General features: G+C 44.0%; 5 protein-coding genes, 2 tRNA genes, 2 rRNA genes and 3 pseudogenes (1 of these 12 running past the window's edge). 5 read left to right on the top strand and 7 right to left on the bottom strand.

The window, feature by feature from the left end:
• The 4 genes from NSTCB13_RS03060 to NSTCB13_RS03045 all read right to left on the bottom strand — a co-directional run.
• Window positions 1-746: ribosomal RNA gene (locus tag NSTCB13_RS03060) — 23S ribosomal RNA — on the bottom strand; it reaches 2,151 nt to the left of the window's first position.
• Between the two features lie 257 nt (window positions 747-1,003).
• Window positions 1,004-1,076, bottom strand: a tRNA-Ala gene (locus tag NSTCB13_RS03055).
• Window positions 1,077-1,159: 83 nt separating this feature from the next.
• A tRNA-Ile gene (locus tag NSTCB13_RS03050) sits at window positions 1,160-1,233 on the bottom strand.
• Window positions 1,234-1,364: 131 nt separating this feature from the next.
• Window positions 1,365-2,853 (bottom strand): 16S ribosomal RNA (locus NSTCB13_RS03045).
• Together the 16S and 23S rRNA genes with 2 tRNA genes alongside form the textbook arrangement of a ribosomal RNA operon.
• Before the next feature lie 313 nt (window positions 2,854-3,166).
• Between NSTCB13_RS03045 and glyQ the strand changes: the two genes are divergently transcribed.
• From glyQ to NSTCB13_RS03025, 4 genes and pseudogenes are all read left to right on the top strand, one after another.
• Window positions 3,167-4,066, top strand: coding sequence for a glycine--tRNA ligase subunit alpha (gene glyQ, locus NSTCB13_RS03040; RefSeq protein ID WP_445629723.1), 900 nt, complete (start codon window positions 3,167-3,169; stop codon window positions 4,064-4,066).
• 505 nt (window positions 4,067-4,571) lie between these two features.
• Window positions 4,572-6,927: pseudogene (locus NSTCB13_RS03035) on the top strand (ComEC/Rec2 family competence protein).
• 45 nt (window positions 6,928-6,972) lie between these two features.
• Complete coding sequence (locus tag NSTCB13_RS03030) at window positions 6,973-7,443, top strand: NADAR family protein (RefSeq protein WP_445629725.1); 471 nt, start codon at window positions 6,973-6,975, stop codon at window positions 7,441-7,443.
• A 263-nt stretch (window positions 7,444-7,706) separates the two neighbouring features.
• Window positions 7,707-8,808: pseudogene (locus NSTCB13_RS03025) on the top strand (tetratricopeptide repeat protein).
• 27 nt (window positions 8,809-8,835) lie between these two features.
• On the opposite strand, the gene NSTCB13_RS03020 reads toward NSTCB13_RS03025, so the two are convergent.
• Window positions 8,836-9,534: a phosphoribosyltransferase gene (locus NSTCB13_RS03020; protein WP_448271305.1), complete on the bottom strand. Its 699-nt coding sequence runs from the start codon at window positions 9,532-9,534 to the stop codon at window positions 8,836-8,838.
• A 191-nt stretch (window positions 9,535-9,725) separates the two neighbouring features.
• Here NSTCB13_RS03020 and NSTCB13_RS03015 point away from each other — a divergent pair, with 191 nt between their 5' ends.
• Window positions 9,726-10,406 (top strand): uracil-DNA glycosylase, encoded by a 681-nt coding sequence (locus NSTCB13_RS03015; RefSeq protein WP_445629728.1) that lies wholly within the window; start codon window positions 9,726-9,728, stop codon window positions 10,404-10,406.
• A 556-nt stretch (window positions 10,407-10,962) separates the two neighbouring features.
• On the opposite strand, the pseudogene NSTCB13_RS03010 reads toward NSTCB13_RS03015, so the two are convergent.
• Window positions 10,963-15,010, bottom strand: a pseudogene (locus NSTCB13_RS03010) (DNA-directed RNA polymerase subunit beta'').
• Window positions 15,011-15,127: 117 nt separating this feature from the next.
• On the bottom strand, window positions 15,128-17,005 hold the full coding sequence (locus NSTCB13_RS03005) for a DNA-directed RNA polymerase subunit gamma (RefSeq protein ID WP_322693495.1): 1,878 nt from the start codon (window positions 17,003-17,005) through the stop codon (window positions 15,128-15,130).
• Window positions 17,006-17,024 lie beyond the last annotated feature (19 nt).

Below are 17,024 nucleotides of genomic sequence, written 5' to 3'. Positions count from 1 at the left end.
TTGGTGTTACCCAAGCTTCATCCTGGCCATGGTTAGATCACCAGGGTTCGGGTCTATAAACACTGATCGTTTCGCCCTTTTCAGACTCGGTTTCCCTTTGGCTCCAGCATTCTCGCTTTAACCTACCAGTGCCTATAAGTCGCCGGCTCATTCTTCAACAGGCACGCGGTCAGACTTTTAATAGTCCTCCCACTGCTTGTAAGCTAACGGTTTCATGTTCTATTTCACTCCCCTTCCGGGGTTCTTTTCACCTTTCCCTCGCGGTACTGGTTCACTATCGGTCACACAGTAGTATTTAGCCTTACGAGGTGGTCCTCGCTGATTCACATGGGATTCCTCGTGCCCCATGCTACTCGGGATTGAGCTACTATCCTTGAGTTTTCAACTACAGGACTTTCACCTTCTTTGGTGCAGTATTTAGCTGCTTCGTTTAACCGCTAGATTCGATATCGCTGTCCCACTACCCCAAAAGGTAAACCCTCTGGTTTAGGCTTTTCCCCTTTCGCTCACCACTACTTAGGGAATCTCTGTTTTGATTTCTCTTCCTCCAGCTAGTAAGATGTTTCAATTCGCTGGGTTGGCTCTTTCCTGCCTATATATTCAGCAGGTAGTATTTAGGGTTGCCCCATTCGGAAATCTCCGGCTCAATGTTTGCTTCCAACTCCCCGGAGCATATCGTCGGTAACCACGTCCTTCGTCGCCTCTGTGTGCCTAGGTATCCACCGTTAGCCCTTATTCGCTTGACCACTCAAATTTTTTGGTCTTTTAACTATTGCATTCACAATCACTTCTAGTTAGTTCTGCTTACTTCGTCACTTCACACTGATTTTACTCAGCACTCTAAGCCGAAGCACTCAGCACTCGATAATGTCTGTGTCTGCCTGCTAATTTGCGTTCCTATGCAGTTTTCATGGTTCTGGCTGAGAATTTACTCAGCAGTCTGACAAATGTCACGTTGCTGAACTCTCACAAACAAAATTTTTTAATGGCAATCACTATCAGGTGGAGGTTAGCGGACTCGAACCGCTGACATCCTGCTTGCAAAGCAGGCGCTCTACCAACTGAGCTAAACCCCCAGATACAATTAAAAATTGATAATTAAAAATTAAAAGTGAAATAAATTTTTAATTTTGCATTTTACATTTTTAATTGATTCAGGTGGGCCATCCTGGACTCGAACCAGGGACCTCACCCTTATCAGGGGTGCGCTCTAACCACCTGAGCTAATAGCCCATATCGAACCTTCATCATAGTTTGAAAGCTTTCTACATTATGCAAATGTCTGCGACTGACCTAAGGAATGACCAACTTAGTATCTATATAGCTGTTTGCTTTTCGATCTCTAAGGGGTGTAGGTCTCCTTTAAAGGAGGTGATCCAGCCACACCTTCCGGTACGGCTACCTTGTTACGACTTCACCCCAGTCACCAGTCCTGCCTTAGGCATCCTCCTCCACGAATGGTTGGAGTAATGACTTCGGGCACTACCAGCTTCCATGGTGTGACGGGCGGTGTGTACAAGGCCCGGGAACGAATTCACTGCAGTATGCTGACCTGCAATTACTAGCGATTCCTCCTTCACGCAGGCGAGTTGCAGCCTGCGATCTGAACTGAGCTTTGGTTTGCGGGATTTGCTTGCGATCGCTCGCTTGCTGCCCTCTGTCCAAAGCATTGTAGTACGTGTGTAGCCCAAGGCGTAAGGGGCATGCTGACTTGACGTCATCCCCACCTTCCTCCGGTTTGTCACCGGCAGTCTCTCTAGAGTGCCCAACTTAATGCTGGCAACTAAAAACGAGGGTTGCGCTCGTTGCGGGACTTAACCCAACATCTCACGACACGAGCTGACGACAGCCATGCACCACCTGTGTTCGCGCTCCCGAAGGCACTCTCAACTTTCATCAAGATTCGCGACATGTCAAGCCTTGGTAAGGTTCTTCGCGTTGCATCGAATTAAACCACATACTCCACCGCTTGTGCGGGCCCCCGTCAATTCCTTTGAGTTTCACCGTTGCCGGCGTACTCCCCAGGCGGGATACTTAACGCGTTAGCTACGGCACGGCTCGGGTCGATACAAGCCACGCCTAGTATCCATCGTTTACGGCTAGGACTACTGGGGTATCTAATCCCATTCGCTCCCCTAGCTTTCGTCCCTCAGTGTCAGTTACGGCCTAGCAGAGCGCCTTCGCCACTGGTGTTCTTCCTGATCTCTACGCATTTCACCGCTACACCAGGAATTCCCTCTGCCCCGAACGTACTCTAGCTATGTAGTTTCCACTGCTTCTATCTAGTTGAGCTAGACTCTTTAACAGCAGACTTTCATTGCCACCTGCGGACGCTTTACGCCCAATCATTCCGGATAACGCTTGCATCCTCCGTATTACCGCGGCTGCTGGCACGGAGTTAGCCGATGCTTATTCCTCAGGTACCGTCATTGTGTTCTTCCCTAAGAAAAGAGGTTTACGACCCAAGAGCCTTCCTCCCTCACGCGGTATTGCTCCGTCAGGCTTTCGCCCATTGCGGAAAATTCCCCACTGCTGCCTCCCGTAGGAGTCTGGGCCGTGTCTCAGTCCCAGTGTGGCTGATCGTCCTCTCAGACCAGCTACTGATCGTCGCCTTGGGAGTCCATTACACTTCCAACTAGCTAATCAGACGCGAGCTCATCTCTAGGCAGCAAGCCTTTCACCTTTCGGCACATCCGGTATTAGCCACCGTTTCCAGTGGTTGTCCCAGACCTAGAGCCAGATTCTCACGCGTTACTCACCCGTCCGCCACTGTGTCCGAAGACACCGTTCGACTTGCATGTGTTAAGCATACCGCCAGCGTTCATCCTGAGCCAGGATCAAACTCTCCGTTTTGAATTGGAAAGCTCTTTAGCTCAATAGCTGCTCTTTTTTAACTTCAGCTTAGTTATTTTTATTTGCTTGACGCAATACACTTGCTGTATAATCGCTTTCAAACTATAATATTTTCAAGGTTCGGTGTTCTTTAAGCGTTGCTCTTTCTCGCTCCGCTTCAAGCACTTATTCAATATAGCGAACCTAATTCCTCGTGTCAACTATTTTTCCCAAATTGATTTTAGATAATTTTTGATTCTCCTGAAACTGCCCACAGTGCCGGGTTGTAGGCAACAATGGTTTATGCACTGTGTTGACTAAGGATAGAACAAGAGTGAATTTTCAATCGGTAATAAGTTTATTGCATCATTTCTGGGGCACGCGCGGTTGTCTTATTGCCCAGCCCTACGATATTGAAAAAGGGGCTGGAACTAAGAATCCCCAGACTTTTTTAAGAGCATTGGGACCGGAACCTTGGGCTGTTGCTTATGTTGAGCCTTGTCGTCGCCCTACAGATGGACGGTACGGTGAAAACCCTAACCGTTTTCAACACTATTATCAGTACCAAGTTCTAATTAAGCCTTCGCCAGATAATATTCAGGAGATTTATCTTGATTCTTTAAGGGCTTTAGGTATCTGTCCTGAAGACCACGATATTCGGTTTGTAGAAGATAACTGGGAAGATGCAACTGTGGGAGCTTGGGGCACTGGGTGGGAAGTATGGTTAGATGGTATGGAAGTTACTCAATTTACTTACTTTCAACAGTGTGGAGGAATTGATTGCCGTCCGGTGTCGATTGAGATAACTTATGGGTTAGAGCGATTAACAATGTATCTCCAGCAAGTAGAAGCATTTACCAAGATACAATGGACAGACAACATTACTTATGGAGATGTTTTCCTGCAAAGTGAGATTGAGCAGTGTACATACAACTTTGAAGCATCAAATCCTGAGTTGCTATTGACATTATTTAATTTGTATGAGCAAGAAGCCACACAATTGACGGAGCGAGCATTGGTATTGCCTAGCTTAGATTATGTAATGAAGTGTTCGCACACATTCAATCTGCTGGATGCTAGAGGTGTGATTTCGGTGACGGAGAGAACTCGCTATATTGCTAGGATTCGGCATTTGGCTAGGAAGGTAGCTCATTTATATGTTGAGCAAAGGGAGAAGTTAGGTTTTCCTTTGCTCAAAGATACTGTAGGTTCAACAGGAAGTTTAATATCCTAAAAGGTGCGGCTACACACGAACTAAGTACTAGTTTTGTGTAAAATGATAGCGTTTTTAAAACCAGGTAACGGAAAATAAAGGCAAAGTACGCAGAGTTATGGCAAATTTAATTCACTACAATTTTGTGTTTTGTTTATATTTGTGCCGCTGAGGTTTAAGCTAGGTATATTTTTTTGATGTGGCTTTTGCTAAAGGACACAAAGACGGTTAAATATTGAATCTAAAACATTAAAGCTACAAGGATAAGGCCCGCCTGTGCGGGCTTTGTTTGTATAAACTTGATGGACTATACTCACTACAAGTATAAAAACTTTTCGCTGTTGCTGATTTAAAGAAATAAAAAGCTCACGTAGAGGTGCTGCAAGCACTGATAATAAGAGTTTGGAATATTTGATTTTTGAATTTCATAACCAAATTCAGCAACGCCGATTTTTCTTGATTGCTGCCCTATCTATATTTAAACTATCTGCAAATTCGGATTGCCAGGTGCTTTTACAAAAATCTTATGATTCAAACCAGTGGTGTAATTATTTGTCTTAGCTACATTTTTGGCTTGCTGCTTACAGCAGTTCCTTGGGGTGGTGTAGGGATTTTGGTTCTGGGGATAGTGGGAGCAATTATTTTTAGAAGACGCACCAGATTACAGCAATTTACTCAGAAACCAGAAAATGCTGGAAGCAAAAATAAGACAGTGCCTAATACTTGGCAAACGATTCCCCATCCTCGAATATGGTTAGCTGCTGGCTTGGTGGGATTATTGGCAACTCTATATTTTCAATGGCGAATACCACAACCGGGTGCAAAAGATATTAGTCAGTTTGTCCCGCCTGGAAATAACAGCAATCAAGAACAACTTGTGATTGTACGCGGCGAAGTGGCGAGTAATCCTCGCTTAACTCGCAGTCAACGAGGACAATTTTGGCTGGAAACGACTCAGTTAGATGAAGTTAAAAACGATAAAGGTGCAGCAGGTGTCCCACAAGGCGTTACAGGCAAATTGTATGTGACAGTTCCTATACTTCAGGCTACTGGGTTATACCCTAGTCAACAAATTGCTGTGACTGGGATTTTGTACAAACCAAAGGCGGCTTCCAATCCTGGTGGTTTCGATTTTCAGAAGTTTCTCAAGCAGGAAGGAACGTTTGCTGGTTTGATTGGGCGACAAATAAATGTTTTGGAGCCGGAACGTAAATGGGGATGGTGGCAAATTCGAGAGCGAATTGTGCGATCGCAAGTTCGTTGGTTGGGTATTCCTGAAGGGCCTCTTGTCAGCGCAATGGTTTTAGGTAGCAAAGCTGTTGATTTACCCTATGATATCCGCGACTTATTTGTACAAGCTGGATTAGCTCATGCTTTAGCAGCTTCTGGGTTCCAAACTTCTTTGATCTTGAGTGTGATCTTACAGTTAACGAAGCGGGCAAAAAAAGCAACGCAATTTACCCTTGGGTTTTTGGCTTTAATTATTTTTCTGAGTTTAACAGGTTTTCAACCTGCGGTTCTCAGAGCCGTAATTATGGGTTTTGCGGCATTAGTTGGGTCTGCTATTAAAAAGGAAGGTAAAACAGTTCGGGTCATTGCTATTAGCAGCAACTCTGTTATTAGTGTTTAATCCTCTATGGATTTGGGATTTAGGTTTTCAATTGAGTTTTTTAGCAACGTTGGGCTTAATCGTAACAGTACCGGCATTAATCAATCGCCTAGCATGGCTACCACCTGCGATCGCTGCTTTGATTGCTGTTCCCCTCGCTGCAACTATTTGGACTTTACCTGTGCAACTCTTTGTCTTTGGAGTTGTACCATCTTATAGTCTGTTGCTGAATGTGGTTAGTACTCCATTAATTTCGATAATTAGTATAGGTGGAATCATCAGTGCGTTAGTAGGTTTAATTTGGACTGATGCAGGAAGCTTCCTAGCAGGGATATTACATTACCCGACTGATTGGTTAATTAAACTAGTAGATTTTTTTAGCAATTTGCCTGGAAATTCTGTGGCGGTGGGCAGTATATCTACTTGGCAGCTTTTGGCGATTTATATACTAATTATATTGGTCTGGCTAGTGCGGTGGTGGCAAAGGCGGTGGTGGTTTGCTAATATGATTGCGATTGGTTTAGTATTCATCCCACTTTGGCATTCTAAAAATACATTGTTTAGGATAACAGTCTTAGAATCGGGGACAGAACCAATTGTAGTCGTTCAAGATCGGGGTACTGTAACTGTCATTAACAGTGGCGATGAAGGTACAGGACGTTTTACAATTTTACCGTTTTTACAACAGCAGGGTGTAAATCAAATAAATTGGGCGATTGCAACTGATTTTCAAGGTAACGAAAGTAATGCTTGGTTTGAATTAATGCAACGTTTACCAATTAATAATTTTTATGAATATTCACCTCAAACAGATAATTCTATTACAACTGAGGCTATTCAACAGGAACTACAAAAACATCAAGGAATTTATCAACCTTTGGGAATTGGTCAATCTGTGAAAGCTGGTTCGATAGTAGCACAATTAATCAACGACCAATTACCAATTTTACAATTGCAAATTTTAGATCAAAATTGGCTATTAGTAGGTAATGTTAAATCTAAAGAGGTACAGCAACTACTTAAAAATGGAAGTTTGCCTCGCCCGCAAGTGCTTTGGTGTGCCCCTGAGTCATTAAAAGATTTAGTGATTGCTTTGCAACCACAAGTAGCGATCGCTTCTTCTGCTAACTTTGATACAAAAACTTTATCTGAACTGAATCAAACCAAAACTAAACTGTTCTTTACAGGACGAGATGGGGCTATTCAGTGGACTCCGAATGGTCAGTTTGAAGCATTTATTGAATCAACAGAAAATAAATCATCTGTTTTATAAAAAACTTACAAATTCAGTAAATTCAAAAAAATTGGATCAAAATTTATGACAATTTATTTTTATAGTACTCGTGAAAAGTATGGCTGTTTCTCTAACTTTTCGTCTCACGGCTTTGAATTAGATGGATTGTATTGGTCAACTAGCGAACACTACTTTCAGGCGCAAAAGTTTGTGGGTACACCTCATGTAGAACAAATCCGCCTAGTTAAAACACCTAAAGATGCAGCAAGAATGGGGCGTGAGAGAACGCGCCCCTTACGCCAAGATTGGGAACAGGTTAAAGATGACATCATGCGGCAAGCTGTGCTGCGTAAATTTCAAACTCATACAGATATTAGAGATATTTTACTTTCTACAAACGATGTAGAAATTGTTGAAAACTCGCCTATCGATTTCTACTGGGGTTGCGGAGCCGATGGAAGTGGTAAAAATATGCTAGGAAAAATTTTAATGGAGGTGCGGGATATTCTACACCATACATACAGTAAAGATATTGAGAATAAAACTCTTAAATAAACTTGTCAAAAATAGTTTTTGAATCAAACTACTCCAGACGTAGAGAACACGAATAGATAACAAATAGAGACGATCGCAAACGCTCTAAGATTGCTATAGAGTTATTACTCTTGATGAGCAGAAATCCGAAAACCTCAATTAACGATCGCTATACATAACTCTTACCTGTCCTAAACTTATGCTGTGGTAAAGCGGACTGATGAAAGATGCGCCCTGGTTTTGGGAATACTAGATTTAGCACCAGACTTCACAGGAAGAAGTTGATGTCTAAAGGCGAATGGAATAACCAGATCGAAAAATACAGTTCCCTTGCAATTACCCATAACATATCTAAAATCAGTGAAGCGTAATACAATTACTCATGAATTTGACTCTGGTTCACAAGCAGAAATAATACCTCTACAAGAAAGTGATGACCATTTGTCAGAAGCGTCCAAGCTACTAAGGCAAGGAATTCAACAGCAGCAAGGTGGCGAATTAATAACGGCTATGAAGTCTTTACAACAATCCTTGGGGCTGTTTCAGGCTGTTGGCGATTTAGAAAAACAGGCACAGGTACTTTCTTTTTTAGGATTGGTAACTTACAGTGCTGGAGACTACAAAGGTGCTATCTCTTACTCCCAACAGTGTCTGTCTTTGCTTAATAACACCTCAGATTTAGCATTGCAGATGCAAGCACTTTCCCATTTAGGAAATGCATACCGTCATTTGAACGATCATAAAAAGGCTATTGAGTTTCTAGAAAAATGTTTGAAAATAACGCAACAGTTGCAAGACAAACGCAGTCAAGTCGCGGCACTCAATAATTTGGGATTGGTGTATAAAGCTTTAAGTAATTTTACACAGGCTATTGAGTATCAACAGCAAAGTCTAGAGATTGTGCGGGAACTCAAAGATCATTGGGGCGAAGAACAGGTACTTAAGAATTTGGGTAATGCTTGGTATGCATTGAACAATTACCCAAAAGCGATCGCCTATTATGAGCAATGTGTAGTACTATCGCGCTCCTTAAAAAATGTTCGCAGTGCTTCTCAGGTGCTAAAGAATCTGGGCAATGCTTGTTATGCTTTAGGTGATTATACTAAAGCGATTAAGTATTATGAAGATCGATTGCAATTAGCCAAAGAAATTCAAGACAAGCGTAGTGAGGAACAGTCTTTAAGTAGTTTAGGAGTTGCTTGTGAAGCTTTGGGTGACTATAACAAAGCAATTACGTATTATGAAGAACGTTTGCTGTTAGCTAGAAATATCAAAGATCGTCGCAGTGAAGAACAAGCTCTTGCCAGTCTGAAAGTTGCTTGTTACGCCTTGGGTGATTATGCTAAAGCTATGCAATATCAGCAGGGAACATCTTCAAATAGTTAAAAAGTAAGACTGGAAAGCAATTCAAAATTACTCGCACAGATCAATTCCCCCAATTGTTTTTTGTTGTTGGAGATATACGAGAACTTCTAATGTATCTACTTGGGGAAATTCTGCATAAAAATTACTCACACTCCAGAAAGGTTCGGGTGTTTCCAAAATTATTGTGCGATCGCCCCACTGTTCTAACCAAGGTAGCAATTTTTGTGGCGCTACTGGAGTACATAGCCAAACTGCTGCTGGAGAAAGCGCTCTCATCGCAGTTGCTGCTACCGCTATTGTCATACCTGTAGCAATACCATCATCAATTAAGATCAACGTTGCATTTTCTGCATTTACTTGCGGACAAGCAGGAATTAATTGAGCCTCAAGAGATTTAGCAAGGTTTATCGCTTTATTTAAAGCTATTTCTCGCCACCGCACATCATGTTTGGAGCGAAATAGCTTTTGATCGGCCCAAAGAACATTTCCAGAAGTAGTGACTGCACCAATTGCTAACTCTGGGTTTTCTGGATGGCTAATCTTTTTTGCCACAACAATTGTCAACGGACAATCTAAAAGACGTGCTATTGGTGCTGCTACTGGTACACCTCCTCTTGGCAAAGCATAAACAATTGGTACAGGCTTTACCCCAGAATCAATAGTTTGCTGAGTCAAAACATCATGAATTACTCGCGCCAATAACTCACCTGCATGGGTACGATCGGCGAAAAGTGGGGTATGTGACATGGTTTCCCCCAGCATCTGAAGACGGCACTGCTTTTATCATGACTGAATTTTGTCTCAAATTAACTGATACAATAAGATTTGTATAATTAATTAAGTATTCAGCAAAAGTTTATTGTTCTGATAAATATGCAACCAAAAGGCTATTTAACTCAGATATAACAGCTGGCGCTGATGCCAAAATCCTGATTTTCATGAGCAGCGAAACCCAACTCAGCCTCTTCGACGACTCAACTTTTAATCAACGAGAACTGATTCCTACGGACGCGAAAATTCCGATCGCTCCCGGAACTTATTCTGATATGACGGAGTTGACACAGCATTGCGATCGCTGCCACCGTTGTGCTTTGGGAGACACTCGCACTCATGCTGTTGTCGGACGTGGCAATCTCAAAGCACCAATTATGGTTGTGGGAGAAGCGCCAGGTCAAAATGAAGATGAAACGGGTTTACCATTTGTAGGCAGATCGGGACAATTGCTGGAGAAAATTTTGGCATCGGTGAATCTGACTACTGAGCATGATGTATATATTGCCAATATTAACAAATGTCGCCCACCAGATAATAGAGTTCCCACTCCTGTAGAAGTGGCGGCTTGTCTACCCTACCTACTAGAACAAATTCGCTTAGTTGACCCCAAAATAATTCTGTTAACGGGTGCAACTGCTGTCAAAGGAATCACTGGTGATAAGCGGGGGATTACGAAAATTCGCGGCCAGTGGTTGGAGTGGGAAGGGCGTTTATGTATGCCAATTTTTCATCCTTCTTACTTGCTGCGTAATCCTTCTAAAGAAAGAGGTGCGCCAAAATGGTTGATGTGGCAAGATATTCAAGCAGTACGTGCCAAGTTAGATGAAATTCAAAATAACAGCTAATGCTTAATTCCCTCTTTTTCTAGGGTTATGATTCCCAACATCTTTTCAATTATTCACTTCGTTGCTATCCCGATTGGAAAGAAAGTCTCAAGCTAATAGCTAAAGTCTTCTCAAGAGGACTAAATACAAGATTTTAAGCAATGACTAGACTCTGTGAAAGAGAAAATTTTAGTCTATTGATTGCGATCGCTTATTTTAACGTGAGTCTCCAACGAAGGCGCGCCTACGGGAAGGGCGAAAGAAAACTGCGTTTTCTTAGGAGTTTGATGAACCTCTCCTTCCCAACCTCCCTCTCCCACAAGTCAAGGGAGGAGCAACGAGAAATTAAGGTTTTGGCTCCCCTCTCCGTGTCCAAGAGGGGTTGGGGGAGAGGTGAAAAAAGGGCTTGTCGAACTCACGTTATTTTAATTGAATATGACGACTTGCTCGTTAGGGGTAAAACTGGAACTAGCGCGCCCCTTGGCAAGGGGTGCGCTAGCATAGATGAGGTATGGTTATTGGTAATTGGGCAGACTCGATATTACCTTTTACCTTTTAGACGCGAAATTTCAAGTCTCTATTCATCGTCGAAATCATCTTCGTCGTCTTCCTCTTCTTCCTCGTAATCGTCGTCGTCTACTACTTCGTCAGCAATTAATTCATCTTCTTCATCTAGAATTGACCTTTCTGCACGTCTGCTGCCAAAGCCAGATTCTCCAAGAGTAGGAGAATCTAAATTATAGGTGCGAGCTGTGCGATCGTCTAAGACCATATCTAGGGGATCGTCAACTTCATCTAACACACTACTGGTAATTTCAGCAGCATAGTCATCGATCGCTCCTGGTTCTTCATAGGTATTGTATCCAGTACCAGCCGGAATCAATCGCCCGATAATCACGTTTTCCTTTAATCCGCGCAGCCAGTCAGATTTACCTTCGATAGCTGCTTCGGTGAGTACCCGTGTTGTCTCTTGGAAGGACGCGGCGGAAATAAAGCTGTCGGTGTTCAACGATGCTTTGGTGATCCCCAATAATACTGGAGTGTACTGTGCCCTAGCACCGCCTGTAATTGCCATAGCTTCGTTCACCTGCTCGACTTGGCGCAGTTCCACCAATTCGCCGGGAAGCATTGTGGTGTCACCACCATCATCAATCCTGACTTTGTTGGTCATCTGACGAACAATTACTTCAATGTGCTTATCGGAAATATCAATCCCTTGAGATTGGTACACCATTTGCACTTCATTCACTAAGAAGGTTTGTACCTTCTGTAAAGCAAGGCTAGCACAAGCATAGATTCCATCTTCAGAACCCAAGCTAAAGAAGATTTCCAAAATTTCATGGGGATTGGATGGGCCATCAGTCAAGGGTTGTCCTGCTAATACTGTCGAGCCATCTGGCACAATCAAATTTTGTCCTGGTCCCAGAGGATAATCTGTTACCACGCCATTTGATTCTACAACCTTGATGGCGATCGCTTCATCACCATCACCGTAAACTACCTTAACTTCTCCGCCCCGCCGACATAAGATGCACGCTTCTTTCGGTTTACGAGCTTCAAGTAGTTCCTCAATCCGAGGCAAACCTTGAATGATATCTCCGGTTTTGGCGCGTTCAAACACCAGCAATACTAAGTTATCACCCCGTTGTACCAAATCGCCGTCTTCTATCTGCAACACAGCGCCAGGGCTGACTCGATAAGGGCGACCGATACGGGTAGTAATAACGTAGTTTTTAGTACTTAAAGCTGATTCCCCACCAGATGCAGCAGCGACATTTTTAACGTCGACGACTTGCCCTGATTCTGGGGCAAAAACTCCAGGAGCAACTTCTGTACCTTCTACTAGCAAATCACCCACTTTTACCTTTGGCTGAGTACTAGTATTAATGGGAAGTCTGTCAGCGTCGCGCAACACCAAACAGCGACGCACGTTTTCGGTTCCTTTTTGAACACCTCGTACTTCCCCGCCTTCTTTACACAAAATTTGGGTACGTGCGACTACAGAACCTGGGGCGATGGTTAACCCATCGTGTACCTCAAGTGTCGTCTGGGTACTACCTTGGGTGGCATCGGCAGTAATGTCTCGACGAATTACCAAGGATTCCAAAATCACTAGTTGTAAACGTTGAACTTCTGGATCTTCAGTATCCTCTACTAATTCAATATCTGCTGCTAGGGGTGAAGCATTATGGTCTTGTTCCCCTTCTTGCTCAATTTCTAAAACTAGCTGGGTTCGCAGCAGTTCTACACCTTCAACAGATTTGACACGTTCTGAATCTTTGTAAGGTAGTCGCTGCACCGCTCTTAATTGAATCGATCGCCCGGTTTGTTGACTTACCGATGTCGTTGATGGCACATCTGGATTATCAGGGACGGCAAACTCGACTACTGGACGACTCAACAGGGCGGGGTCCTTCTGGTGTCTCTACATACTGGATGTAACGCAATTCCGTAGCGACATTGCCTTGGAATTCCTCACCTGGTTGGATGAAGGTGTTATCTCGCCCGATAACTGATTCGGGATCGTCCACCATCAGTAGTTCCCCTGGTTTCACCACGACTTCTCGCAGGATGTCGTTTTTCTGGGTCACTTCTATCACACCACTGTTTTGGCAGAAGATATCCTTCACCACTTCGGTGCCAGCTTCGACAAACTGACCATCTTCCACCAACAGTAAAGAGATGTCTTTATTAACTTCGTGGCTTTCTTCGGGAATCCACAACAGTGTACCGCCCTGCACGACTTCATAACCCAGCTTGGCTTTGCCTTTTTTCTGGACTTCGACACCTGCAAATTTCAGGAATCCACCAGTGGTTGTGCGATAGCGATCGTCGATTAACTCAGCTACCACTTGACCATTTTGCACTTTTGTGCCTGGCGTAGCACGGAGGTTAAATACTTGGTTGTTGCCAGTAGAAACTAAGTAGTTATTGCGACCTTGGGAACTTTGGACTGTCACCGTTGCTTGGTCTAAGACCACAGAAGCGGTGATAATTTCAATTTCCCTAGTACTCTTACCTGGGGTAGCTTCTGGCAAGCGCACGACACCGCCATGCAAACTGGTTAACTTGGTTTCTGCTAAAACTCCATTAGAAGCGATCGCATCACCATTTTTCACTACCAATTCTGCACCAGGCGGCAAGTTGTAAACTTCCCCAGACAAAATCCAAATCAAGCCACCGCGTGCGGCTGTGGTTGTAGTATTACCTTGACGGTCAGTTTTTTGTTCTGGAACAACTTCAGCAAATTGCACTTCCCCCGCTAAGTCAGAGGCTACATCTTTAACTGCTTTTTCTGTATTAGTCCGAGTTGTGCGTCCACCAAGGGCAACCTCTGCCAACAACTGACCTTGTTTTACCTTATTTCCATCAAATACATACAGTGTTGAACCTTGGGTAAGGTGAACCTCTTGGTTCTCTGGGGTAACATCACCTACTTTTGTTGGCTCCAAAAGCATGATGCCATTAGCTTCAATATAAAGGGCATCTTCCCCGTGGCGGGTACGATATGTTCTGGTCTTCAGTTTGCGGGGAAGCTTAACAGTCCCATCGATTTTAGAACGAACTTGTTGCGCTACTTCTCCAGTAAACACCCCACCAGTGTGAAATGTCCGCATGGTTAACTGAGTACCAGGTTCGCCAATACTTTGGGCGGCAATAATTCCCACAGCTTCGCCCAAATCTACCATCTTGGCGTGTGCCAAACTCCAGCCGTAGCAGTGTTGACAGACGGAACGTGCGGCTTCACAAGTTAGGGGCGATCGCACCACAACTTCTCTCACCCCAGATTTTTCAATTTTCTTCGCCAAATCCTCAGAAATTGGGGTATTACGTGCTGCAATCACTTCTTTTGTTACCGGATGCACCACATCTTCACCAATTACCCGTCCCATCAAGCGGGTTGCTAGAGGAATCAAAGTTTTGGCCCCTTCTGTCATTGGTTGAATCGCAAGACCTCTAGTGGTGCCGCAGTCAAATTCCCGAATAATTACATCCTGGGATACGTCCACCAATCGGCGCGTTAAATAACCAGAGTCAGCCGTCCGCAAGGCTGTATCCACCAGTCCTTTTCTGGCACCGTAAGACGAAATAATGTATTCCGTCACAGTGAGTCCTTCACGGAAGTTGGTTTTAATCGGCAAATCGATAATTTCCCCTTGGGGATCTGCCATCAATCCCCGCATTCCCACCAACTGCCGCACTTGAGAGATGTTACCCCGTGCCCCGGAGAATGCCATCATGTATACGGAGTTTAAGGGATTAGTCTTCTTGAAGTGAACTACTACTTCATCTTTCAAAGCTTCACTAGTACCATTCCAAGTATCGATTACCTTTTGGAAACGTTCTACTTCCGTGATTTCTCCCCGTTGGTAACGGGTTTCAGTGGCGCGAATTTCTTCTTCGGCTGCTTCTAACAGTAATCGCTTAGTTGGTGGCACCATCAAGTCATCTACACTGATGGAAACCCCTGCTTTGGTAGCGTAGCGAAATCCTAAATCTTTTAGTTTGTCCGCCATTACTGCGGTTCGCGCCGTACCATAATATGTAAAGGCCCAAGAAATTAAATTTCTCAGTTGACCTTTATCAACCACCCGATTGCGAAAAATCATTTTTTCGTTAGTCATTAGTCATTAGTCCTGAGTCATTAGTCATTGGGCATTGGGCATTGGGCATTGGGCATTGGGCATTGGGCATTGGGCATTGGTAATTTTCCCTATGCGCTATGCCCCATGCTCTATTCCCTAACTTGCTAGTGCTTCCTGAATAGCATTATTGTAAATAACGCGACCGGGAGTGGTATATATATACTGAGAAATTACATTGCCTTTAGCGTCTTGTCTGACTCGACGGAACTTATAGAGTAATGTGCGGGTACCATCTTCGTTTTCCGTCACTTTCACGGGTTCTGTATCCGGTTGGTCTGATTCTATTTCACCGTCAAACCGCACATATATATAGGCGTGCAAGTCAACTTGCTCCTGCTGGAAAGCCATAATTACATCCTCTAGTGAAGAAAAGTACTTTCCTGCGCCTTTTGTTGCACCGGGATTTTCTGCTGTTAAATAATACGCCCCTAACACCATGTCTTGGCTAGGCGTGATGATCGGTTTACCTGTGGCTGGTGACAAAATATTATTAGAAGCCAACATCAACAACCGCGCTTCAGCCTGACTTTCTAACGATAGTGGGACGTGTACCGCCATTTGGTCGCCGTCAAAGTCGGCGTTAAAGGCTGGACATACGAGAGGATGCAGTTGAATCGCTCTACCTTCTACTAAAATTGGTTCAAAAGACTGAATACCCAAGCGGTGCAACGTTGGTGCCCGATTTAGCATTACAGGGTGTCCTTCAATCACCTCTTCCAACACATCCCAAACACTAGGATCGTTGCGGGATATCAGCTTTTTCGCAGCTTTGATGTTATTTACCATCCCGCTACGAATCAGGCGGTTAATCACAAATGGTTGAAATAGCTCAATTGCCATTTCTCTAGGCAAACCGCACTGGTGAATTTTCAGCTTTGGTCCGACCACAATAACCGAACGTCCAGAGTAGTCAACTCGTTTACCTAACAAGTTTTGTCGGAAACGTCCTTGCTTACCCTCAATAATGTCAGACAAAGATTTTAGAGGTCGGTTATTTGCCCCTACCACAGTGCGTCCCCGACGACCATTGTCAATCAAAGCATCCACCGCTTCTTGCAGCATCCGCTTTTCGTTCCGCACAATAATCTCAGGTGCTAAAATTTCTTGCAAGCGTGCCAAACGATTATTACGGTTAATTACCCGCCGATATAAATCATTTAAATCACTGGTGGCAAACCGTCCGCCATCTAGTTGCACCATTGGGCGCAAGTCGGGGGGAATCACGGGAATAACTGCCATTACCATCCACTCTGGTTTTGAACCAGTAGCGATGAAGTTGTCAATTACCCGGAGTCGCTTAATTAACTTGGCTCTTTTTTGTCCTTTGGCGTTGCCAATTTCTTCGCGTAGGCTTTCAGCTTCTTGTTCCAAATTGATATCGGCAAGCAAACGCAACAGCGCTTCAGCACCAATACCTACCTCTACGCCCTGCAGTACAGAATCTTCGCTATAAATTTGGTCTTCTATTTCCAACCACTGGTCTTCACTCAGTAGCTGTTTGTAAGTTAAAGTTTCGGCATTACCTGGACTCAGGACAACATAAGAGTTGAAATAAACAATCTGCTCGACATCCCGTAAGGGCATATCTAACAGGATGGAAATATAGCTAGGAATGCCTTTGAGATACCACACGTGAGCTACTGGGGCCGCGAGTTTAATATAGCCCATACGGTGGCGACGCACCCGTGACTCGGTGACTTCTACCCCACAGCGCTCACAGACAATACCTCTATGACGGACTCTTTTATACTTGCCACAATGGCATTCCCAATCTTTTGCAGGACCAAATATCCGTTCACAAAATAAGCCATCCATCTCTGGCTTGAGAGTTCGGTAGTTAATCGTCTCTGGTTTGGTAACTTCACCGACTACCTGACCATTAGGCAATGTTCTCTCGCCCCACTGACGAATGCGTTCAGGGGAAGCCAAGCCGATTTTTACGTAGTCAAACTGATTAGTTTGGGCAGGTCTCATATTTAGTCATTAGTCATTA

The sequence above is a fragment of the Nostoc sp. DSM 114160 genome (assembly GCF_053470305.1).
This window is presented reverse-complemented; position numbering and strand designations above follow the sequence as displayed.

What these genes read in the sequence shown, in the direction of transcription:
- NSTCB13_RS03020 (WP_448271305.1), bottom strand. Translation starts at nt 9,534, where the DNA reads ATGTCACATACCCCACTTTTCGCCGATCGTACCCATGCAGGTGAGTTA.
- NSTCB13_RS03030 (WP_445629725.1), top strand. Translation starts at nt 6,973, where the DNA reads ATGACAATTTATTTTTATAGTACTCGTGAAAAGTATGGCTGTTTCTCT.
- NSTCB13_RS03005 (WP_322693495.1), bottom strand. Translation starts at nt 17,005, where the DNA reads ATGAGACCTGCCCAAACTAATCAGTTTGACTACGTAAAAATCGGCTTG.
- NSTCB13_RS03015 (WP_445629728.1), top strand. Translation starts at nt 9,726, where the DNA reads ATGAGCAGCGAAACCCAACTCAGCCTCTTCGACGACTCAACTTTTAAT.